Here is a 21,545-nt window from a genome sequence, read left to right as displayed (position 1 = left end):
GAGTTTGCGGGGCGGCGTTTGGACGCCGCCTCCACCCTTGCAAAAGGCACCCCAGTCCCTAACTTGCACTGACGCATGGGGAATTGAGTTTTGCCGCAACCGCCCACCACCATTACCGACGAGTTGGGCATTGCCCTCTCCAACCTTGCCGACAGCGCCACGGGCATTCTCACGCCGACCCTGCGGCTGGGCGTGACCGGGCTGAGCCGCGCCGGCAAGACGATTTTTATCACCTCGCTGATCCATAACCTGCTCACGCAAGGCCGCCTGCCCGGCTTTTCGCCGCTGGCCGAGGGACGGTTCATCGGCGCGAAACTGGCAGAATATCCCGACGCGACCATTCCGCGCTTTGCCTACGAACAGCATATGGCGGCGCTGACCGGCAGGCCGGCGACTTGGCCCGAAAGCACACGGCGCATTTCGCAACTGCGGATCGTGTTGAAATTCCAGTCTGCCAAATGGTGGGCCGGCCTTTCGGGACCGGCCACACTCAATCTCGATATCGTTGACTATCCCGGCGAATGGCTCCTCGACCTGCCCCTGCTCGGCAAGAGTTTTGCCGAATGGAGCGCCGAAGCGCTGGAGCGCGCGCGGCAGCCCGGCCATGCTGATGAGGCTGGGGCATTCCTTGCCGAACTCGACAGTACTGATGTTCTCAAGGACGCCAGCGACCTCAGTGCGGAGCACCTTGCTTCGGCCTTCACGACCTATCTCCGTCGCAGCCGCGAGCATGGCGCGCTTTCCACTCTGCCACCCGGCCGCTTCCTGCTCCCCGGCGACCTCGAAGGCTCACCTGCCCTCACCTTCGCACCGCTGCCGCGCCCGAGCCAACCAATCCGCGGCAATAGCCTCTACGCGATGCTGGAAAACCGTTACGAGGCTTACAAGGCCCAGGTGATCCGTCCCTTCTTCCGCGATCATTTTGCCCGGTTGGACCGCCAGGTGGTGCTGGTGGACACGCTACGCGCACTGAATACGGGGCCGGCAGCCGTTGCCGATCTGGAAACAGCACTCACCGCCGTGCTCGCCTGTTTCCGCCAGGGCGAGGCCAATCCCCTTCTTCGCCCGTTTAGCCGGCGCATCGACCGCATTCTCTTTGCGGCGACGAAAGCCGACCACGTGCATCACACGAGCCATGACCGGCTCGAAGCTATCCTCAATCGCCTCGTTGGAAATGCCAGCAAGCGGGCGCGTTTCGCCGGTGCCGAGACCAAGTCGCTTGCCATCGCGGCCATCCGCGCCACCAGCGAAGGCACGATCCGAGAACAGGGCGAGACCCTGCCGACGCTGATCGGCACGCCGCAGGCCGGTGAGGAACTGGACGGCACGACCTATGACGGCAAGACCGAAATTGCCTTGTTTCCCGGTGACTTACCGGAACGTCCGGATTCATTGTTCGAGAATGGACAACCTGTGGCGCTGAATTTTCTGCGCTTCACCCCGCCGCAAAAACTCGAAACCAATGCGGCTGGCGAAGCAGTCCTGCCGCACATCCGCTTCGACCGCGCCCTCGACTATCTCATCGGAGACTGGATGGCATGAAGCGCCCAATCGCCCGCCCCACCCAGACGCAAACTGAAACGGCGACGCCCGTCCGCATCCCGCGCGCATTCGCGCCGGCGGAAGCTGAGATTGTCGAAACCTCATTCGAACCCGAACTGGAACCAGATCTCGTCGGCCCGCCGCCAAGGCGCATGGGCTGGATCGGCCGTATCGCCTGGACAGCGGGCAGCATTCTGGTTTCCGCTGGCTTCGCTCTGGCGGCCGACCGACTAATCCGCGATCTCTTTGCACGTTATGAGTGGCTCGGTTGGGCCGGGCTCGGCGTACTCGGCGCCTTTGTTATCGCTGTTATCGCGCTGGTGGCCCGGGAAATCTTTGCCCTGCGCCGCCTTCGCACCCTCGATGCGCTCAAGGCCGACGCGGCGCGGGCACGTAGTGACGACGACCAGAAACTGGCACGACATGTCGCGGAACGCCTCGAAGGCATTTATGCTGATCGCCCCGACATGGCGCGCAGCCGCGAGGTGGTGAAAACCAACCTGCCGCATCTGTTCGATGGCACGGAGATCGTCACCCTGGCCGAGCGCAGCCTGATGGCCCCGCTCGATGCGCGTGCGAAAGCGCTGACGGCTGCCTCCGCGCGGCGTGTGGCGTTGGTGACGGCCATATCGCCGCGGGCGCTGATCGACGTGGCTTTCGTGATCTACGAGAGCGTACGGCTGGCCGGAGCCATCGCAGCGCTCTACGGAGCCCGCCCGGGCTTCTTCGGCTTCTGGCGCCTCGCCGGTGCAATCCTGTCGCACCTCGCCGTCACGGGCGGGCTGGTGCTGACCGACGGTATCGTCGAGCAGTTGGTCGGCCAGGGCCTCGCAGCAAAACTCTCAGCCCGGCTGGGCGAAGGTGTGGTCAATGGGTTGATGACCGTCCGCGTCGGTATCGCCGCAATGCGGGTGGTCCGGCCCCTGCCCTTCGATACGCAGCCGCAGCCAATGGTCCGGGATTTCATTCCCGAACTGGTCAAGGTCACGCAGGACGCCGGCAAAAGCGCCTAGGCCTATTCCGCCGCAGCCCGAGGCGGCGGCGGCGCGAGGCGCGGCTTGCGCTTCGGCATGGCGTCGGGGTGCGCAGCGAAGTAGCGGCCGCGTGCTTCGAGAACCTTTGGGCGATTGTTCAGGGCCCATTGACCGAGCACATGCAGAGGCCCTTGCAGATCCTGGCCCAGTTCGGTCAGCTCATAATCGACATGCGGCGGGATGGACGGCGTCACGGTGCGCGTCAAGAAGCCGTCCATCTCCAGGTCGCGCAGCGTGGCCGTAAGCACCTTCTGGCTGATGCCGCCAATCTGGCGCTTTATCTCGGAAAATCGCATCGGCCCGCCGCTCAGCACATTGATGATGAGCACGGTCCACTTGCCGCCGATCTGGTTGAGGATCTCGCCCACAGGCCGGCAATCATTGGTAATTTCGTGGGTGATCGGTTTCATTTTGGTGCCTCAGGTATCAAAAAAGTGCGGTCTTGCGCTGGCAAAGACAGTCACTCATATAGCGTCAGTTACCAATGGATACCACGGTTCTTCCAATGAAAAATGTCGCTGTTCTCGTCGCCAGCCTGAGCGCCAATTCGGTCAATCGCAAGCTTGCTAACACGCTGGAAAAGCTCGCCGAGGGCAAACTGAAGTTCGATTATCTCGATCTCGCCGGCCTGCCCTATTACAACAACGACCTCTGGGCGAACCCGCCGACCGTTGTGACCGAGCTGAAGCGGCGCGTCGAAGCCGCAGATGCTGCGCTGATCGTGACGCCGGAATACAACCGCTCGTTCCCGGGCGTGCTGAAGAACGCGCTGGACTGGGCTTCGCGCCCCTATGCGCAGAGTTCCTGGAAAGACATGCCGACGGCCTTGGTCGGCGCCACGCCGGGCGCAACCGGCACGGCCGCCGGACAGGGACATCTCCGCTCGATCTTGCCGGTCTATGGCATGCTGGTCATGGGCCAGCCGGAAGTCTACTTCAACATGAAACCGGGCCTGATCACCGACGATCTCGAAGTGACTGACGAGACGACCCTCGCCTTTCTCAATGGCTGGGTGCAGTCCTTCAGCGCCTTCATCGCGCGCCATGGCGTCGATAAGGCGCCGGCCATCGCGGCGGAATAATAGGCGTGCCGGGCTTCGGCCCGGCTATGCCTCCTTGGAGGCGCTGCCTGCCAGGGTCAGCTTGAGCCCATCGAGCTCGTCCGAGCATAGGATCTGGCACGACAGGCGCGAGTTCGATTTCACGTCGCCCACGGAGTCCAGCATGTCCTCTTCTTCGTCGCTCGGCGCGCCGACGGCATCGAGCCAGTCGTTATCGACATAGACATGGCAGGTGGCGCAGCTCAGCGCGCCGCCGCATTCGGCCTTGATGTTGAGACCCCAGTCGCGAATGACTTCCATCACGCGCCAGCCTTCGAGCCCTTCGAGCTCGTGCACTTCGCCTGCCTGGTCGGTAACGGTGATCTTCATGGGGCGCTCCTCAACAGCGGGGCGTGCTTAGCCTTCTATGAGGCGGCAAGGCAAGTAGGACATTGGTTCCTGCCACGGCGTCATTTCCGCGAAAGCGGGAATCTCAACAAGGGCCGAGTGATATCCCCGCTTTCGCGGGGATGACGCGGTGGTCGGAGAGTTGGCTGGCGAGGGTCCTAGACCCTACGCCACACCCAGCTTCTTCTGCAGCTTCGTGGAACTGGTCGTGTACTGGAACACAACGCGCTCGCCTGGCGAGACGATTGCCTTGGCGGCCTGGGCCATCAGCGCGGCTTCGTGGAAGCCCGAGAGGATCAGCTTGAGCTTGCCCGGATAGTAGTTGATGTCGCCGATGGCAAAAATGCCGGGGACCGAGGTCTGGAACTTTTCGGTGTCGACGACGATGGTGTTGTCATTGAGTTCAAGGCCCCAATCGGCAACCGGGCCGAGCTTCATGGTGAGACCGAAGAACGGCAGCAGACGCGTGGCGGGGATCGAGAGATCGCCGGCATCGGTCGTCAGGTGAACGTGGTTGATCTGGCCGTTTTCACCATCGAGCTTGGCGATCTGGCCGAGCTGGAAGTTGACCTTACCCTCGGCCACCAGTTCCTTCATCTTGTTGACCGAAGCCGGAGCCGCCTTAAAGGCGTCGCGACGGTGCACGAGGGTCAGGGTGCGCACGATCGGCTGCAGGTTCAGCGTCCAATCGAGCGCCGAGTCACCGCCACCAACGATGACGACATCCTGGCCGCGGAAATCGTCCATCTTGCGCACGGCATAGAAGACCGACTTGTTTTCGAACTGCTCGATCTCCGGCACCGGCGGGCGCTTGGGCTGGAACGAACCGCCGCCAGCCGCGATCACCACGACCTTGGTGTAGAACGTTTCGTCAGCATCGGTCTGCAGCTTGAAGGAACCGTCTTCAAGCTTCTCGATAGAGTTGACCATGCGTGAATAGTGGAACTCGGGCGAAAACGGCGCGATCTGCGCCATCAGATTATCGGTCAGCTGCTGACCGGTGATCATGGGGAAAGCCGGAATGTCATAGATCGGCTTTTCCGGATATAGCTCGGCGCACTGGCCGCCCGGACGGTCAAGAATGTCGATGAAGTGGCATTTGATGTCGAGGAGCCCGAGTTCGAAAGCCGCGAACAGGCCGCAGGGGCCAGCGCCGATGACGACAACGTCGGTGGTGATCTCAGTGCTCATTTTCAAAGTCCGTTCGACACCGGAGCCGCTGCGGCTCCGGAAAAATTGGTCCCATCGGGGCCCCATTGCCCCGCTCGATGAATGGGAACTGCCGCTGTCACCAGCGCCCCCGGCTTTGCCCGATTAAAGGCGACTAACGCGCTCCACTTATCCTAGGAGACGCGACGAAGGAAGGGGCGAGTACCAAGCGGTACTTCGGTGACGCCCACAGGCTGGTAGAACAAGGCCATTTCCGGCAGACGGTTTTCGATCAGCGCCTGGCGACTCGGCTCGTGGGTAACGACGAGCGCATTGAAACCGCAGCGACGCATATGCGGAATCTGATCCTGAAGGACATCGCCTACAGCCCTGATTTCACCGGCATATTTGAAACGCTCCACGAGCAGGCGCGCCGTCGAATAGCCGCGACCATCACTGAACGCAGGGAACTTGATGGCAATCGAAGCAAATCGAGAAAGATCATCGACCACATCTTCGATCTTCTCGCCGGGCGAAACCAGGAGCCCAAGAGGGTGCTGGCTTGCCAGATAATCGGCGCGATTAGCCAGAAACTCCGGCAGCGGCACGTGGGTGTACCGGGCTTCGGACGGCGCGGTGCCTTCGACCCATTCCCTGAAGGGATCGGCAATAAAAGCCCCGTCTTTCCAGAGGGTGTGGCGGGCTGCGGCAGTCATCGGATTGGCGATCGCTCCACTGAAGTCATAATGGATGCCGCATTCCTTCTTGTTGAGGCCGCGCCACCGTCCGGCGCGCGGATCCTCACCCTCGGCAACAATCGAGGTGCAAGGCGCACAACCAATGGACTTGTAGCCTTTGGCATAGAGCGGATGCTCGGGCAAGTTGTGCTTCTGGCGATATTCGATGACATCGGCATCGGAGAAATAGGCCAGCGGATTGACCTTGATGCGATCATCGCTCGTCAGCTCGAAATGCGGCAGCACGCCGCGTTCCGTGGTCTGGTAGCGCTTGCGGCCGGTCACCCAGCCACCATACTGCTCCGTCACCGGCTCAAGCGGCTCGGTCTTGCGGATATGGCAGCAGGAATCGGGATCGGTTTCCCAGAGATCGCCATTAGGATCGAAGCGCTTCACATCATCCGCGTTGGGGTGGATGGCATGGACATTGATGAGGCCGAGCTGCTTCTTCAGCGTCTCGACGTAGTCAAGCGTTTCCCGGAAGTGCTTACCAGTCTCGAGGAAATAGACCGGCATGCTGGGGTCGACCTGCGCCACCATGTGCAGCAGCACCGCCGAGTCCGCCCCGAAGGACGAGACGATGGCAAGATCGCCCGGCAGCACATCACTGACGGCGTAACGGAGCACGCTCAGCGCGTCCATTTCGTCGAACATGCCGTTGAGCGCCAGGATACCCAGCGCCTTCAGCTTGTCGTGTGCCGCCTGGGCGGGAGCGAGTTTAGGCAGTCCCATAGGAATACTCCGAGATAGCCGGCGCGGCAGCGCCACCTCTCCCTAGGGGGAGAGGTCGACCCTGTTGGGTCGGGTGAGGGGACCTTTCCCACGCACCAGACCATGAAAAGGCCCCCTCACCCGGCGCTGCGCGCCGACCTCTCCCCCAAAGGGAGAGGTGAAGAGCGTCAAGCCGTTCCATAGAGGGCCTCCTTAAAGGGCGCTTCCCCAAGACGCCGATAGGCTTGAATGAAAGTCTCATCAGTGCCCTGACGCTGGGCGATGTAGAAATCGACCAGCTTTTCAATGGCACCCGGCACGTTCTCGGCCTCAAAGCCCGGCCCGATGATTTTGCCGACCGAAGCATGCTCGGTGGCGTCACCACCCAGCGTGATCTGATAGAGCTCGCCGCCCTTCTTCTCGACGCCCAGAATGCCGATGTGCCCCACATGGTGGTGCCCACAGGCATTGATGCAGCCGGAAATCTTGATCTTCAGCTCGCCGATTTCCTTCTGGCGTGCTGGCTCGGCAAACTTCCTGGAAATTTCCTGCGCGATCGGGATCGAACGGGCATTAGCCAGGGCGCAGAAATCGAGGCCCGGGCAGCAGATCATGTCGGTGATGAGGTTATTGTTGCCTTCGGCAAGCTCGGCAGCCACCAGCGCATCGAAAACGGCGCGAAGATCGGCCAGCGCCACGTGGGGCAGAACCAAGTTCTGCTCATGGGTCACGCGCAGCTCGTCATACGAATACTTTTCAGCGAGGTCGGCAACGACTTCCATCTGCGTATGCGTCGCGTCGCCCGGCGCGCCGCCGACGGGTTTCAGCGACACCGTCACCGAAGCATAGCCCGGCTGGGCGTGGGCATTGATATTGTTATCGAGCCAGCGGCCATAGGCAGCATCGAGAATGGACTCATAGGCCACATCGATCTTGGTCAGGCTCTGCGGAGCAAAATCGGGCAGCGCGAAATAGGCGCTAATGCGGTCGACTTCTTCGCTCGGCAGGGTGAGCACACCGCCGCGAACTTCGGCGAATTCGGCTTCGACCTGGCCCTTGATCGTCTCAAGACCTTCTTCGTGCACCAGAATCTTGATGCGTGCCTTGTACTTGTTGTCCCGGCGACCATAGCGGTTGTAAACGCGCATGATGCTTTCGAGATAAGCCAGCAGGTGCTCATTGGGCACAAAGCTATTGATCAGCTTGGCGATCATCGGCGTACGGCCGAGCCCGCCGCCAACCCAGACTTCCCAGCCGATTTCGCCAGCCGCATTCACCGCAGCCTGGAGGCCGATATCGTGAAAACGGATGGCCGCGCGGTCATGCGACGCACCGGTGATGGCGATCTTGAATTTTCGCGGCAGGTACGAAAATTCGGGATGCAGGCTCGACCACTGGCGCAGGATTTCGGCGACCGGACGCGGATCGATGATCTCGTCGGCAGCGGCGCCGGCAAACTGGTCCGTCGTGACATTGCGGATGCAATTGCCCGAGGTCTGGATGGCGTGCATTTCGACCGAGGCCAGTTCGTCGAGAATGACGGGAATGTCCTTCAGCTTGGGCCAGTTGTATTGGATGTTCTGGCGCGTGGTGAAATGGCCATAGCCGCGGTCATAGACCCGGGCGATATGGGCAAGCTTGCGCATCTGCCGGCTAGACAGCGTGCCATAGGGCACGGCGACACGCAGCATATAGGCGTGGAGCTGCAGATAGAGCCCGTTCATCAGCCGAAGCGGGCGGAACTGGTCTTCCGTCAGCTCGCCCGAAAGGCGACGCTTCACCTGATCGGCAAACTGCGCCGTGCGACCCGCGACAAACGCGGCGTCAAATTCATCATATCGATACATGACCGTCCTCACCCAGATGCTGGCGGTCGTAAGCCTGCCCATTGAGAGTAAGCGGCGCGGTGGGGCCTGCCGCACGAATACGTTCGCGAAGGCGCTTGGGAACGATCTGGCCGTCCACCTCGTCGACTTCCTCGATTTCAAGGCTGATGACACGGCCGCCGGCCTTGGTCGCGGCCAACGCGGCATCGCGCTCGGCAACTTCTTCCTTGGAGAAGAGACGCGCCGACTGCAGCGGCTCTACCCACTCGCCAGTGGCCGACAGGTAGACCGCCGCCCCCGAGGTGAGCTCGTTGCCGGTGAGAATTTCCTTGCTCATGCTACTTTGAAACTTTCTGCATTCCTGGCGACGGCCTCAACCCATTCGCCATGCGCCACGGCCCGACCGATCAGGATGACGGCCGGACCATCATCGAACTCGACCGCGCCACGCGCGAGATCACCCAAATTACCCGCATAGGATCGGCTTTCCGGCCGCCCCGCATTCACAACAATGCCCACCGGCAGATCAACCGCGGCGCCCAGCGCCACCAGCCGTCCCGCCGTTTCGGCAGCAATCGATTTGCCCATATAGAGCGCCAGCGTCAGGCCGGTTTCGGCCAGCGCAGCCCAGTGCGCCAGCTCGCTATCATCGGCACCATGCGCCGTGGCAACAACAAGTCCGCTCGACACTTTTCGCAAGGTTACGGGCGTAGCCGTATCGGCCGCGGCAGCCAGCGCCGCGCTCACGCCCGGCACGATCTGGTATTCGACGCCAGCCTTGCGCAGAGCCTCGATCTCTTCGCCGGCGCGCCCAAAGATCATCGGATCGCCCGACTTGAGCCGCGCGACCTTCTTGCCCTCGCTCGCCAGCCGCACGATCAGCGTATTGATCTGAGCCTGGCTGAAGGAATGATGGCCCTTGGCCTTGCCGACGCAAATCTGCTCGGCGTCGCGGCGACCCATCTCGACGACTTCGGCGGGCACAAGCTGGTCGTGCACGATGACATCGGCCTGTTGCAGCAGGCGCTGCGCGCGAAGGGTAAGAAGATCGGCGGCACCAGGGCCGGCGCCAATCAGCCAGACCACACCCTGCCCCACGCCATTCTCGACATGGCTCGCCAACAGCTTTTCCGCTTCGGCCCCGCCGCGGCCCTCTTCGATGGCCCGCTCAACGGACGAAGAAGAGACCAAATCCTCATAATAGCGCCTACGGGCGGCACCATCGTGGATCAAGCTTTCAACCTTGTGGCGCAAGCTGCCCGCGAGACCAGCAATCTTGCCGAGCCCCGGCGCCAGCAGCGCTTCTATCTGCGCCCGCACCAACCGCGCTAGCACCGGCGCATCGCCCTCGGTCGAAATCGCCACCGTCAGCGGCGCACGATCGACGATGGACGGCGTGTAGAAATCGCATTCGGCGGGAACGTCGACGACATTGAGCGGAATGTTCAGCCGGCGAGCCTCGGCCATGGCAAGCTGCCCGTCCGGGCCTTCATCGGCCACGAAAACCAGCGCGACGCCGGATACATCTTCTGCGGTCAGCGGACGCTCGAACACGGTCACGTCAAAACCGGAAAAAACGGTTTCAATCTGCCTTGCGTAAATCTCTATTGAAGCAGTCGTCTTTGCGACCAATCGGACTTTGTTCAGGGCCTCGTCGGTACCGCCGACGATCATAATGCGCTTGCCCTTGACCTTGAAACTCAACGGGAATGTGTTGAGGCGAGTCATAACAGTCCTATTCCAACGATGAGGCAAAATATTCCAACGCCGGGGATTGGAGCAAGGCGTTGAAATTCAATCGCTTTTATATTTCCCTTGGGAAGGCCACCTTAGAATGACACCAGACTGGCAAAGCAAAGTCGGGCAAAAAAATCCTGAGGCCTGCCGTTCCACGCAAAGCAGCGGGAGAAATCGGCCTGATCGCCGAGAATTTGCCGTGCGAAATTCGGCATCTGTGGAGAATTTTTTGCGGCTTTTGGTCGTGGCCACAGGCCTAGGCACGACCGCAGCTTTTGCCCTGACACCTTTGCCCAAGCCAGCGGCGTCGGCGGAGGTCGAGGCGGGCAAATCCGCGCCCTATGTCGGCGCCTGGTCAGTCAGCATGCCGACCATGGAAGTCGGCACGCGCGACACAGACTACGCCATCTGCACCCTGCCCGTCCGCATCGAGGCCGCGAACGAGACGCACATCTTCTATCTCGGCCCGCGCGACGTCGAAGCCGACGCCGCAATGGAACTCGTCCCGGATCAAGTCGGCGCGCGATGGGAGCCGATAGCCGGCGGCCCCATCTTCTTCGCCATCTGGATCAATCCAGACACGTTCTATCTCTACGACACAGTTCCAGAGACGGACGCCGACTGGGGCATGCCCTTCGTCTATCGGCGCTGCGAATAGATCGCCCGGCTCCTGCCTACCCTCGCCCCTTGAGGGAGAGGGACAGGATTTTCGCGTTAAGCGAAAATCCAGGGTGAGGGGTTCCCTCCTCCGCAGAGGAGTCGGCAATGGCGGCGGAATACCCCTCATCCGGCGCTACGCGCCACCTTCTCCCTCAAGGGGAGAAGGAAAGGAAGAAAGATCACCCCTGGCGCGTCGGCACGTGCAGCACGAGACCGTCGAGATTGTCCCGAACCTTGATCTGGCATGACAGCCTGCTCGAATCCTTCACGTCGAAGGCGAAATCGAGCATGTCTTCTTCCATCATCGAGGGGCCGCCCACGGTCTCGCGCCAATCTTCTTCCACATAGACATGGCAGGTGGCGCAGGTGCAGGCGCCGCCGCATTCGGCGACAATGCCCGGAATACCGTTGATGATGGCCGTTTCCATCACGGTGGCACCGTTTTCCGCTTCGGTTTCAATGCGTTCGCCGCTCGGCGTAACAAAAGTGATTTTGGTCATAGGTCTTTTTTGGCTTGCTGTGCCAATGGGATATAGACCTCCACTGCCCGGTTAGGAAGTCGCGCTTGGGCATGGACGCTTGCGACTGGCAGCATGGCTGCGCACGTTTGGGATGAAGAAGAGGACACCGCTATGACCGACATCGCCTTCCATACCCAGCGACCAAGGGAAGACGGCTGCGGTGTCGTCACGCTGCAGATGCTGACGGGAAAGCCCTATGACGAAATCGCCGATCTCTTCGACTGGACCGGCAAAGCGCATCACCAGACCAATTGGGGCGAACTGCGGCCCGTTCTCGCGGGGCTCGGCTGGCAGCTTGGAGAAATCACGGCCGCAGCAGGTTGGGACGACATCAGCGAAATGGCGATCGTCCACGTCATGGACGACCATTTCATGCTCTATGACGGCCGTACCGGCGTTTTCTACGATCCGTGGGAATGGGAAGGACCGCAGCAGACGTCCAACCGCGTGCCGCTATCCTTCGTGACGGTCACCCCGCCCAAAGCCTAGTTCAGGCCCAAAAGGTTTTCGAGATAGTGCTTCTCGATGCCGAACATGGCCTTCACCTCAGCGATACGCTTCAGCGCCGCCTCACGTGAACCGGCCTTGCCCTTCTGCGCAACAATCAGATTGTTCTTGGGGGTATGGGCGTCCGAGACAAACTCAAAAACCTTGGTGCGATAGCCCGAGGCCTCGAGCAGCAGCGCCCGCAGCCCATCAGTGACCATCTCGGCCTGCTTCTCCATAAACGTGCCATGGCGCAGCAGGAAATCGAGCCGGTTGTCCGAAGACCCCGCCTCCATCTGCCGCCGCACCTGCTTGTGGCAGCACGGCGCCACGGCGATCAGTTCGGCGCCCGATGAAATGCCCTTGAAGATGGCATCGTCCGTCGCGGTATCGCAGGCGTGGAGCGCAATAACGGCATCAGCGCCGCTGGCGTCATAGTCGAGGATCGAGGCCGGCACGAAACTCAGGGCTCCAAACCCACTCTTCTCGGCTAGCTTATTGCCATCCTCAACCAGCTTTGGCCGCATCTCGACACCGATCACCTCGGCATCCTTGCCCTCGGATTTCAGATAGTCGAACAGCGCGAAATCAAGATAGCCCTTGCCCGCGCCCATATCGACAATGCGTGGCTTCTTGGTAGAAAGCTCCTGAATCAAAGGCGCAAAAATCTCGACCATCTTGTTGATTTGTCGAAACTTATCCTGCGAGGCAGCCAGCACCTTGCCATCAGCGCCAGAGATGCCAAGCGCCTGCATCCAGACCTTGTCACCAGATGTCAGCGGCCGGTTCTTGGTCCGGTCATGCCCACCCTGAACGGCCTCGCGCCCGGCAACCTCGGTCTTCTTCAGCCTGATCTTGTCGCCCTGCCGCTCAAACTGCAGATCGAAATCCGTGGTCTCCAGCCGGGCGCTGCGGAATTCATTGAGAAGCCCATCACGCACGAAGCTCATGGCTTCGTCGATAACGAGATTCTTGGTTATGTCCCGCGTCTTGTAGCGAAACACAAAACTCAGCCGCTCGCCGGCCTTGATCGTCACCTTGCGCGCTTCGACACTCTTCAAGTCAGCCTCGGGACCATGATAGCCGCCGAGCTTGAGCTTGGTGATCGACCCGTCGATAAAGCCGGTCTGCAACGCGAGGACAAATTCCTCTATGCGATCGGGCGCGCTCAATGCCGTTCCTTGGTGGTGAGAAACTTGATCTTCGGCCAATCCTGCTTGGCCCGATCCGCCCACCACGCATTCTGCGCCAGGAAAACCGGCGCATCGGCGCGGTCCTCAGCCATATTGGTCTTCTGCGCCGTAATAAAGCGCTTCAGCTCATCGGGATCGTCGCTCTCGACCCAGCGCGCCACCTCAAAACCCATGGGCTCAAAGGTAATCGGCACGCCATATTCCTTGGCAACGCGGCTAGCGAGAACTTCCAGCTGCAACTGGCCCACAACGCCCACGATCCAGTCCGCACCGACCATACGACGGAACACCTGCGTAACGCCTTCCTCGGCGAGATCCGAAAGCGCCTTGGACATCTGCTTAGTTTTCATCGCATCCGTCAGTCGCACACGGCGGATGATTTCGGGCGCAAAGTTCGGAATGCCGGTGACATTGATCGTCGCGCCTTCGGTCAGCGTATCGCCAACCGACAGCGTACCGTGATTGGGAATGCCAACGATATCGCCAGCTACTGCCTCTTCGGCCAACTCGCGATTGTTACCGAAGAAGAACATCGGATTAGCCACAGCCATATCCTTGCCCGAGCGTACGTTTTTGAGGCGCATACCGCGGGTAAACGTGCCCGAACAGAGCCGGACAAAGGCGATGCGGTCGCGGTGATTGGCGTCCATATTCGCCTGAACCTTGAACACAAAACCGGAAACCTTCTTTTCATCCGGCGAGATCGGCGCCGGCAGTGCCGGTTGCGGCCTCGGCTCCGGGCCCCAATCACCAAGCGTGCGCAGCAGTTCAGCGACACCAATACCCTTGAGTGCCGACCCGAACAGCACTGGGCTCATATGGCCCTCGTGAAACACTTTAAGATCAAAGTCCGGCAACATCGCCCGCGCCAGTTCCAGCGTTTCGAGCGCCGTCATGAACACCGGATCATCGACGAGGCTTTCCACCTCGAGCAGATCGTCGATGGCGTCAAACTCGGCCAGCGTCTTGCCCTGCGGCGTCACCACGCGCTTTTCGAGAAGGTCGATGTAACCCTTGAAATCAACACCCTGCCCGATCGGCCAAAGCACCGGCGTCAGGTCGAGCGCCAGCTTGCCCTGAATTTCATCGATCAGATCGAGCGGCGCCAGGCCCTCGCGGTCAACCTTGTTGATGAAGGTAATAATCGGAATGTCACGCAGGCGGCAAACTTCGAACAGTTTTAGGGTTTGGCTTTCAATGCCCTTGGCCGCGTCGATGACCATGATCGCCGCATCCACAGCCGTCAGCGTGCGGTAAGTATCTTCGGAAAAGTCCGAGTGACCGGGCGTATCGAGCAGGTTCATGGTGAGCCCGTCGAACTCGAACGTCATCACCGAGGACGAAATGGAAATGCCGCGCTGCTGTTCCATTTCCATCCAGTCCGACCGCGTCGAGCGCTGCCCCGACTTACCGCGCACAGCGCCAGCCTGCTGGATAGCACCCGCAGCCGACAGCAACCGCTCGGTCAGCGTCGTCTTGCCGGCGTCCGGGTGCGAAATGATCGCAAAGGTACGGCGGGTACGGAACGGTTCGGTATGAGACCGAGGAGAAACCTCGGCAGCGGAAATAGCGGACATGGAAACTGCTGATGGCTAGGCCGGAGCCTCAAAAGCGGCCCGACTGAAAACGTCATATGGGGCGCTCTATAGAATCTGGCAACCGCGCGGTCAAACGACCGCTCCATATCAAGGCGGTCGCCTGGACAGGCTGCAACGCACTAAACGTCAAATCTTGGGTCGGTCAGCAGGTCTCCGGGGAAACTTCTCCAGGGTAGTATTTCAAACTCGAAATAACCCGCAATGACCGCGGGGTCACCTTGCATGATCTCTTTCGTCTCTTCCGCCGACACGACAAATATGGCGAGCCCTGCATAAGGAGGCTTCAGAAGGGGACCGACGATCGGCATCACGCCGCTCTCTCGCAGCTGGAAATTGCGCCGCCCATGCTCCCAGATTATTCGCCTTTGCTCGGAATCCGGGGGCGCATCGGGTTTGTACTTGGCCGTGGTGCGCAGCAGTAGTGCGGTATAGGTGCGCGACTTGCCCAGCATCGCTTTCATGAATTCGTCGGTGATCTCAACCATCATGAACCCTTTCGCGTTGCGCAGCCACGGCGGATCAAACGGCTTCGTTAGCCACCATGCGGCCAATGAAGCTGCGCACATCTTCGACAGCAAGTCCAAGATCTTCGATGCGCTCGTGGGTCAGCGGACGCCCACTACGGATTTCATGTTCCATGACCTTGGCGAGGTCCGCGACAGCCCAGGCGCCAACACCCCCGGCGGCGCCCTTGATCGAATGTAGTACCAGAGACAGATCGTCGAAGCTGGACGCCAGTTTCAACCTGCCGAAATAGTCCTTGAGCGTCGTATCGAAGAGGCGCAGCACTTCGAGTTCAAGCGCTTCGTCCCCCAAGCACTGCTTAGCGAGATGCACAAGGTCGACTGGCCGCTTTGGCCGGGTGGGTATATCGGAATGGGGTTCCGCTTTGACAGCAGTGCCGCCGGGGGCCATGTCGAATACTCCGTACATGTCCTCCCGCAGGGGCGAGAGAACTTTCGCTTGGGTACAACCCTAGAGCGGCCGCATGAACGGGCCGTTAAGCCCCAACTTCGCCTTGGTTTGCGGTTTCATGTCCCCCGTTTCCACGCGAAAATTAACCTTTCGCTAGGAAATTGTTCGGATTGCATCAAATTGAATGTAATAGTGAACGGTGAGCCAGCGTGCGGCGGCGGAGGGGTCTGGAACGAGGTGCATTTGCATCGAATTGTTCCGATTTGACCACGGCCCCTTAAAGGGGTCGAGGCTAGTCTCTTCCAGAAGCCCGCTTTGTCGCTAGAGTGCGGACGCGAGAGTTGTAGAGAGTATGGCCAACAATCAGAACACCCAGAACGATCCGGCCGCGTTGGCTTTTTCAGCGGTAGAAGACGCGCTCAAGGAATCGGTGTTCAGCCTCGATCCGACGACCCGACCGAAGGCCGAAAAGAAGCCTGAGCCGGCCCAGCCGCGTTCGGAACGGCTCCGTGCCGCCGACAAGATCGCGCAACAGGCCGGCGCCGTGGCCAATGATGATCGTGCCTCCGCAGCGCGCCTGCTCTATGGTCTGCAGAACCGCTCGTCTGCGACCCCGACCTGGCTTGCCACCGTTCTCTCTATTCTATGGGTTGCCGTTGCCGGCACCGCCGCCGTGCTGCGCTATGGCCCGGAAATGGCCAATTTCGCCCAGTTTGCCGGCAGTATCGAATTCGTCGCCGTGGTGGCGATCGTCGTCCTGCCCGTCCTTGGTTTCTTTGCTGTCGCGACCTTGATCCGTCGCGCGCAGGACCTGCGCAATGCCGCCTCCTCGATCACGCAGGCCGCCATTCGCCTCGCCGAGCCGGAAGTTACCGCATCAGACAAGGTCGCCTCGGTCGGTCAGGCCGTGCGCCGCGAGGTCAATGCGCTGGGCGATGGTCTCGAACGCGCCCTCTCCCGCGCCGGCGAGCTCGAAGTGATGATCCACAACGAGGTCACCGCGCTCGAACGCACCTATTCCGACAATGAATCGCGCATGCGTGCGCTGATCGCCGAACTCGCGAGCCAGCGCGAAAGCGTGCTCACCAATACCGAGCGCGTGCGCGAGGCGATCACCGAGAGCCATACCGGCCTCGTCTTCGATCTCGATATGATCAGCCAGCGCATTGCCGGCACCATCACCGAAAGCGGCGGCAATCTCTCCCGCGCCCTCGAAAGCGGTGGCGAAGCCCTCAACGCCGCCTTCTCCGAACGCTCGGAGAATTTCGCGCAGTTGATGGACAACCGTACCACCGATTTCCTTGCCGCGCTCGACAGCACCGCAGATCGAACCGCCGGCGTCGTCGAAGATAGCGCCGCCCGCGTCACCAGCAATTTTGACAGCCGGACCGCGGCCTTCACCGCGGCCATCGAACGCCACATCGACACCCTCACCGAAGCGCTCGATAGCCGCGCCGGCTCCATCGGCAATACCCTCGATAGCCAGACCGTCATGCTGACGGCCTCCATCGAGGACAAGACCGACGCCCTTGCCAACCTGCTCGCTATCAGTGGCAGCAAGATCGTCGATCAGCTTGGTGAACGCGGCGACATCGTCACCAAGGCGCTCGAATATCTCGGCACTCGCATCGGTGAAGACGTTTCGAGCCGCGCTCGCGATGCCGAGGCCATGCTTGGCGGCCTGTCACGCCAGCTCGATGAATCGGTTTCAATCCAGCTCAACTCGCTCGAGAGCCGCCTGCAGACGGCGCTCATCGAGATCAACGGCGCCCTCGACGATACCGCCGAGCGTGCCCGCATCACCGTTTCGACCGCGGGTCAGGATTCGCTTGGCCAGTTCGATGCACGCCTCGGCGAAATCACTGGCCTCCTCGACCAGCGCCTTTCGGCCCTCGACAGCGTCATCGGCGATAAGGGTGACAGCCTGCTTTCCCGTCTCGACCAGCACGGCACCAGCTTTGCCACCCGTGCCAACGTGCTCGAAATGGCGCTCAACGAAGAATCCGGCCGCTTCAACGACATCGTCAGCGATCGTACCCGCGAGATGAACGAAGTGATCGGCGCCAAGGCCGCCGCAATCACCGAAAGCCTCTCCAACCGCACCCGCGAAATCTCCGAGCGCCTCGACACCTATGCCGAAACGCTCACCGAGACGCTCGACACCCAGACCGGCCGCATCGACAGCGTCCTTTCCGGCCGTTCCGAGCAGCTCGCGAGCCGCCTCGACTCCTATGCCCAGACACTCAATGTCGATCTCGACATCCGCACCGGCCGCATCGACGACGTGCTGAACAATCGCGCCGAGCAATTGGCCGGTCGCCTCGATACCTATGCCCAGGCGCTCAATGCCGACCTCGATAGCCGCACCGGCCGTATCGATGACGTGTTGAACAGCCGTTCGCATGAACTGGCGAACCGTCTCGATTCCTATGCGCAGACGATCGATCTCAATCTCGAGGGCCGCGTCGGCGAAATCAGCCAGGCTATCGCCTCGGGCGCCGAAGCCATCGAGCAGACGCTTGCCGGCCGCAGCACCGAACTCAGCGAAGCCATTCGCGTTCGCTCGCAGGAACTGGGCCAGACGCTCACGACCAGCACCCAGGCCTTCGATCAGGCCATTGCCGGCCGTACCCAACGCCTCGCCGATACGCTATCCGAGCGCACCAATACGCTGTCGCTCGAAATCGAAAGCCGCACGGGCGCCCTGTCCGGCCAGCTCGAAGAGCGCACGCAGACCCTTGCCTCGACCCTCGACGAGAAGCAGAACCAGTTTGCTGCCGCCATCGAGGAACGCGCAGGCCGCTTCGTCGGCGATCTCGACGCTCGCACTGCGGCCATGGCCGGTGCCCTCGATACACGCACCAGCGAACTCAACGCATCCTTCGATCGTCGCACCAGCGAGCTCACCGAGACGCTCGACACCCGCACGCAGGAACTGGCCGCCGCCGTTGGCACGCGCACCCTCCAGCTTTCGAACGCACTTGCCGCGCGCACCGAAGCCCTCTCCGACATGCTGTCGACCCAGACCAGCTCCATGGGCGAGACCGTCGGCCTGCACACAGCCGAACTGGCCCAGACGCTCGACCAGCACAGCGCCTCGGCCCGCGAATCCATCGACGCATCGCTGCGCACGGTTTCCGAGACCATGGCAGGCCGCCTGGGCGACATGTCCGCCACGGTTGCCGGCAAGGTTGCCGAAATCGGCATGGCGATGACCGAAAAGCTCAACTCGGCCCTGTCGCGTGTCGACGAAGCCCAGACCGGCGTCACCTCGCGCATCGACGCGGCCAGCGCCAGCTTCGACGAGAACGTGCGTAAAGCGACGCAGATCGTGGAAACCGGCGTCGAAGCCGCCCGCAATTCCATGGTCGATCTCGTCGACAAGCGCCTCGGCAGCCTGCCCGAAGCTATTACGGCCCGCGCCGACATCACGGCGGAACGCCTCGCGGCGCTCAACGCGTCCATCAACACCTCGATCACCCAATCCATGGCCGATCTCGAAGCCGGCGCCGACCGCATCGAGGAAACCATCTCGACGCGCATCACCGCCGCCACCCACGCGATCTCTTCCGACGTGGCCGCGACGGCCGATCGCATGGACTCCGCCGTCCGCACCGCGCTCGACCAGATCCGCATCGCCGCCGGCTCGATCGACCAGATCGTTTCGGTCAAGGCGGTCCAGACCGTCGATTCGATCGAACAGCGCCTCAGCGAGATCAACCAGTCGGTCGAAGGCCACACCTCGCAGTTTGCCGCTCTCGTCGATCAGAAGTCGGACGAGCTGCAATCGGCCCTGCGCAGCCACGGCAATCTGCTGCGTGAGGCCCTCGCCGGCAATGCCCGCGATGCCGAGGAAATCATGTCCGTCTCCTCGAGCCGGATCCTCACCGACGTCACCTCTGCGCTCAACAAGCTCAACGACTCCAATCTGCTGCTTCAGCGCGTGCTCGATGCTTCGACCACGAACCTGGCGACCCTCGAAACCTCGATCGCCCAGCAGACGGCCAATTATGCCGGCACCATGCGCGACGCCATGGGCCAGACCGAAGAAGCCGGCGTCATGGTCAGCCGCCATGTCGGCGCGCTCCAGAACACCATTCAGGCCATGGTGGGCGAATTCGCCGAAATCCTCGGCAAGCTCGACGTCGAAGTCGTCAGCATGTCCCAGGCCTCGCGCGCCCTCGAGGCGACCAGCTCCAATGCGCTCGACTCGCTCGAAGAGCGTCGCGGTGCAATGGATGCGCTGGCCGCCAGCTTCACCACCCGCGCCGACGACATCGACGGCCGCATGCGCATGTTCGCCCAGTCGATTGCCGACACGGTCAACGATACCGAACGCCGCATGATCGCCGCTCGCCGCGCCATGGACGAGGCACTGAGCTCGACCAGCAACAACGTTGCCGAAGCCCTCAACAACGCCACGACCAGCGTCAACGACGCGCTCTATGTCACCAATGAGCGCTTCACGACGACGCTCAACGAGCGCACCTCGCAGGTCGACAACGCAGTCCAGCGCGCCGCCGAAGCAGCGGCTGCCGCCCTCAGCCAGACCTCGTCTTCGGTCCGCGCCGCCCTCGCTGCACAGGCCGAGCAGGTCAATGCCAACCTCGAGGACAATGCCAACCGCGTCAGCGACCTGCTCGCCTCGACCGCTGGCAGCGTGACCGATGTCCTGACCTCGACCACGAGCTCGCTGGCCGACACGATCACCGACACGACCAGCTCGGTGCGTAACACCATCGCTGCCAATACCAGCCAGCTGCGCCAGGCCATCGACCAGTCGACCTCGACCTTCCGCCAGACGCTCGACCAGACGACCGAAGAGGTCTCCACCCGTCTGGGCGATTTCCGCGAGACGGCCGACGGCGAAAGCCGCCGCACCAATGCCGCCCTGCAGGAGGCCCAGCGCCGTCTTGCCGGCGAAATGCAGCAGGCAATCGAGGAAGCGACCCAGCGCTTTGCAGAGACCGCTCGCGCGATGCGCGAAACGGCCCGCGAAGTTGGTCACGAACTGGAATCGACGCGCGCTGAACTGGCTCGTGGCGTCAACGAGCTGCCCGAGGAAACTCGCGCCAGCGCCGCCGCCATGCGCCGCGTCGTTGCCGAGCAGATCGAGGCCCTGTCCGAACTCAACGCCATCGTGCGCAACCAGCCGGCAACCCACGACCTCACCGACCGCCGCGGCAGCCAGCCGCGCGCTGCGGCTCCCCGCCAGCCCGAACCGGCTCCTTATCAGCCGCCGCGCCAGCCGGAGCCGGAAACCTATCGCCCTGAGCCTGCCACGCAGACTCTCGTCGATCCGATCCGCACCACGGCTCGCCCGGCAGAACCGGCCCGCGCCCCTGCCCGTCCAGCCGTTCAGGCTCAGCAGCCGGCCCCGGCTCCTGTCCAGCAGCCACAGCCTGCTCCGGTCGCCCGTCAGGCAGCTCCCGCGCCGCAGCGTCAGGAAGCCGAAGCCGGTGAAGGCGGTTGGCTGCGCGACGTGCTGCGCAACGCTTCGGCCAGCCAGGCCGGCCAGCCGACCCAGGGTCTTTCCACGCTGACCGAGGAAATCGCCAACGCCATCGACGACAACGCCCTGGCCGATGCCTGGGCTCGCTATCAGGCCGGCGAATCCAACGTGTTCTCGCGCCGCATCTATTCGCTGACCGGCCAGGGAACCTATGACGAAGTCCGCAAGCGCCTGCAGCGCGATCCGGAATTCGCCCGCACCGCGCAGGCCTATATGAGCGATTTCGAACAACTGCTGAAGCGCGCCGCCGCCGGCCCGCGTCCTGCTGCCGAAACCCGCGAATACCTGCTCTCGGATCGCGGCAAGGTCTACACCACCCTCGCCCATGCGAGCGGCCGCCTGAGCTAAGGCAAGGCAAAGAGACACAAAAGCCCCGGAGCGATCCGGGGCTTTTTTGTTTTGATGCCATGAAGAATAAGAGCGTTCACTCCGAACGCATCTGCAGTCTTTTCTCTTTGACCAACCTCAGTCCCCCAT

The 21,545-nt window shown here is 61.8% G+C and carries 18 protein-coding genes; 6 read left to right on the top strand and 12 right to left on the bottom strand.

The features are described 5' to 3' along the window. The first annotated feature begins 90 nt into the window (after positions 1–90). Complete coding sequence (locus J7557_RS02975) at positions 91–1,542, top strand: YcjX family protein (protein WP_291417182.1); 1,452 nt, start codon at positions 91–93, stop codon at positions 1,540–1,542. After that, the gene (locus J7557_RS02970; RefSeq protein ID WP_291417180.1) at positions 1,539–2,555 is read left to right on the top strand and encodes a YcjF family protein; all 1,017 of its coding nucleotides are present in this window, start codon (positions 1,539–1,541) and stop codon (positions 2,553–2,555) included. The genes J7557_RS02975 and J7557_RS02970 overlap by 4 nt, the downstream gene beginning before the upstream one ends. A gap of 2 nt (positions 2,556–2,557) precedes the next feature. On the opposite strand, the gene J7557_RS02965 is transcribed toward J7557_RS02970, so the two are convergent. Beyond that, positions 2,558–2,986, bottom strand: coding sequence for a helix-turn-helix domain-containing protein (locus J7557_RS02965; RefSeq protein WP_291417178.1), 429 nt, complete (start codon positions 2,984–2,986; stop codon positions 2,558–2,560). A gap of 95 nt (positions 2,987–3,081) precedes the next feature. On the opposite strand from J7557_RS02965, the gene J7557_RS02960 reads away from it, so the two are divergent. Next, on the top strand, positions 3,082–3,657 hold the full coding sequence (locus tag J7557_RS02960; protein ID WP_291417176.1) for an NADPH-dependent FMN reductase: 576 nt from the start codon (positions 3,082–3,084) through the stop codon (positions 3,655–3,657). 24 nt (positions 3,658–3,681) lie between these two features. Here J7557_RS02960 and J7557_RS02955 read toward each other — a convergent pair whose 3' ends face one another. The 6 genes from J7557_RS02955 to cysG all read right to left on the bottom strand — a co-directional run bounded on the left by J7557_RS02955 (position 3,682) and on the right by cysG (position 10,174). Then, positions 3,682–4,005 carry a 2Fe-2S iron-sulfur cluster-binding protein gene (locus tag J7557_RS02955; protein ID WP_291417174.1) on the bottom strand — a complete coding sequence of 108 codons (324 nt, stop codon included), beginning with the start codon at positions 4,003–4,005 and terminating at the stop codon, positions 3,682–3,684. A 183-nt stretch (positions 4,006–4,188) separates the two neighbouring features. Further along, positions 4,189–5,214, bottom strand: a complete 1,026-nt coding sequence (locus tag J7557_RS02950) for an NAD(P)/FAD-dependent oxidoreductase (RefSeq protein WP_291417172.1) — start codon at positions 5,212–5,214, stop codon at positions 4,189–4,191. A 152-nt stretch (positions 5,215–5,366) separates the two neighbouring features. Then, complete coding sequence (locus tag J7557_RS02945; RefSeq protein ID WP_291417170.1) at positions 5,367–6,641, bottom strand: phosphoadenylyl-sulfate reductase; 1,275 nt, start codon at positions 6,639–6,641, stop codon at positions 5,367–5,369. 167 nt (positions 6,642–6,808) lie between these two features. Beyond that, positions 6,809–8,467: a nitrite/sulfite reductase gene (locus tag J7557_RS02940; RefSeq protein WP_291417168.1), complete on the bottom strand. Its 1,659-nt coding sequence runs from the start codon at positions 8,465–8,467 to the stop codon at positions 6,809–6,811. Then, positions 8,454–8,783 (bottom strand): DUF2849 domain-containing protein, encoded by a 330-nt coding sequence (locus J7557_RS02935; protein ID WP_291417166.1) that lies wholly within the window; start codon positions 8,781–8,783, stop codon positions 8,454–8,456. Before J7557_RS02935 ends, J7557_RS02940 begins: the two co-directional genes overlap by 14 nt. Beyond that, positions 8,780–10,174 carry a siroheme synthase CysG gene (gene cysG / locus J7557_RS02930; RefSeq protein ID WP_291417164.1) on the bottom strand — a complete coding sequence of 465 codons (1,395 nt, stop codon included), beginning with the start codon at positions 10,172–10,174 and terminating at the stop codon, positions 8,780–8,782. The genes J7557_RS02935 and cysG overlap by 4 nt, the downstream gene beginning before the upstream one ends. Before the next feature lie 238 nt (positions 10,175–10,412). Between cysG and J7557_RS02925 the strand changes: the two genes are divergently transcribed. Further along, entirely contained in the window at positions 10,413–10,841 is a 429-nt protein-coding gene (locus J7557_RS02925) for a hypothetical protein (protein ID WP_291417162.1), read from the top strand. A gap of 181 nt (positions 10,842–11,022) precedes the next feature. Here the strand turns inward: J7557_RS02925 and J7557_RS02920 are convergent, their stop codons facing one another. Next, entirely contained in the window at positions 11,023–11,343 is a 321-nt protein-coding gene (locus J7557_RS02920) for a 2Fe-2S iron-sulfur cluster-binding protein (protein ID WP_035087455.1), read from the bottom strand. A gap of 132 nt (positions 11,344–11,475) precedes the next feature. Between J7557_RS02920 and J7557_RS02915 the strand changes: the two genes are divergently transcribed. Continuing rightward, positions 11,476–11,853, top strand: coding sequence for a hypothetical protein (locus J7557_RS02915; protein WP_291417159.1), 378 nt, complete (start codon positions 11,476–11,478; stop codon positions 11,851–11,853). On the opposite strand, the gene J7557_RS02910 is transcribed toward J7557_RS02915, so the two are convergent. The 4 genes from J7557_RS02910 to J7557_RS02895 all read right to left on the bottom strand — a co-directional run bounded on the left by J7557_RS02910 (position 11,850) and on the right by J7557_RS02895 (position 15,574). After that, positions 11,850–13,022 (bottom strand): SAM-dependent methyltransferase, encoded by a 1,173-nt coding sequence (locus tag J7557_RS02910; protein WP_291417157.1) that lies wholly within the window; start codon positions 13,020–13,022, stop codon positions 11,850–11,852. The genes J7557_RS02915 and J7557_RS02910 overlap by 4 nt on opposite strands. Further along, the gene (locus J7557_RS02905) at positions 13,019–14,620 is read right to left on the bottom strand and encodes a peptide chain release factor 3 (protein WP_291417155.1); all 1,602 of its coding nucleotides are present in this window, start codon (positions 14,618–14,620) and stop codon (positions 13,019–13,021) included. The genes J7557_RS02910 and J7557_RS02905 overlap by 4 nt, the downstream gene beginning before the upstream one ends. A 140-nt stretch (positions 14,621–14,760) precedes the next feature. Beyond that, positions 14,761–15,129, bottom strand: coding sequence for a YciI family protein (locus J7557_RS02900; RefSeq protein ID WP_291417153.1), 369 nt, complete (start codon positions 15,127–15,129; stop codon positions 14,761–14,763). A 31-nt stretch (positions 15,130–15,160) separates the two neighbouring features. After that, positions 15,161–15,574 carry an Hpt domain-containing protein gene (locus J7557_RS02895; RefSeq protein WP_291417151.1) on the bottom strand — a complete coding sequence of 138 codons (414 nt, stop codon included), beginning with the start codon at positions 15,572–15,574 and terminating at the stop codon, positions 15,161–15,163. A 334-nt stretch (positions 15,575–15,908) separates the two neighbouring features. On the opposite strand from J7557_RS02895, the gene J7557_RS02890 reads away from it, so the two are divergent. Beyond that, entirely contained in the window at positions 15,909–21,416 is a 5,508-nt protein-coding gene (locus J7557_RS02890; protein ID WP_291417149.1) for a hypothetical protein, read from the top strand. Positions 21,417–21,545: the final 129 nt, after the last annotated feature.

Origin of the sequence: Devosia sp., assembly GCF_017744655.1 — a bacterium.
Classification (GTDB): Bacteria; Pseudomonadota; Alphaproteobacteria; order Rhizobiales; family Devosiaceae; genus Devosia.
The sequence above is the reverse complement of the archived record's forward strand: the minus strand, read 5'-3'. Positions and strand labels throughout refer to the sequence as shown.

Bases quoted from the DNA above. Each gene is read 5' to 3' on its own strand.
- cysG (WP_291417164.1), bottom strand. From the start codon at position 10,174: ATGACTCGCCTCAACACATTCCCGTTGAGTTTCAAGGTCAAGGGCAAG.
- J7557_RS02920 (WP_035087455.1), bottom strand. From the start codon at position 11,343: ATGACCAAAATCACTTTTGTTACGCCGAGCGGCGAACGCATTGAAACC.
- J7557_RS02890 (WP_291417149.1), top strand. From the start codon at position 15,909: ATGGCCAACAATCAGAACACCCAGAACGATCCGGCCGCGTTGGCTTTT.
- J7557_RS02960 (WP_291417176.1), top strand. From the start codon at position 3,082: ATGAAAAATGTCGCTGTTCTCGTCGCCAGCCTGAGCGCCAATTCGGTC.
- J7557_RS02935 (WP_291417166.1), bottom strand. From the start codon at position 8,783: ATGAGCAAGGAAATTCTCACCGGCAACGAGCTCACCTCGGGGGCGGCG.
- J7557_RS02900 (WP_291417153.1), bottom strand. From the start codon at position 15,129: ATGATGGTTGAGATCACCGACGAATTCATGAAAGCGATGCTGGGCAAG.
- J7557_RS02940 (WP_291417168.1), bottom strand. From the start codon at position 8,467: ATGTATCGATATGATGAATTTGACGCCGCGTTTGTCGCGGGTCGCACG.
- J7557_RS02965 (WP_291417178.1), bottom strand. From the start codon at position 2,986: ATGAAACCGATCACCCACGAAATTACCAATGATTGCCGGCCTGTGGGC.
- J7557_RS02945 (WP_291417170.1), bottom strand. From the start codon at position 6,641: ATGGGACTGCCTAAACTCGCTCCCGCCCAGGCGGCACACGACAAGCTG.
- J7557_RS02895 (WP_291417151.1), bottom strand. From the start codon at position 15,574: ATGTACGGAGTATTCGACATGGCCCCCGGCGGCACTGCTGTCAAAGCG.
- J7557_RS02955 (WP_291417174.1), bottom strand. From the start codon at position 4,005: ATGAAGATCACCGTTACCGACCAGGCAGGCGAAGTGCACGAGCTCGAA.
- J7557_RS02915 (WP_291417159.1), top strand. From the start codon at position 11,476: ATGACCGACATCGCCTTCCATACCCAGCGACCAAGGGAAGACGGCTGC.
- J7557_RS02950 (WP_291417172.1), bottom strand. From the start codon at position 5,214: ATGAGCACTGAGATCACCACCGACGTTGTCGTCATCGGCGCTGGCCCC.
- J7557_RS02970 (WP_291417180.1), top strand. From the start codon at position 1,539: ATGAAGCGCCCAATCGCCCGCCCCACCCAGACGCAAACTGAAACGGCG.
- J7557_RS02905 (WP_291417155.1), bottom strand. From the start codon at position 14,620: ATGTCCGCTATTTCCGCTGCCGAGGTTTCTCCTCGGTCTCATACCGAA.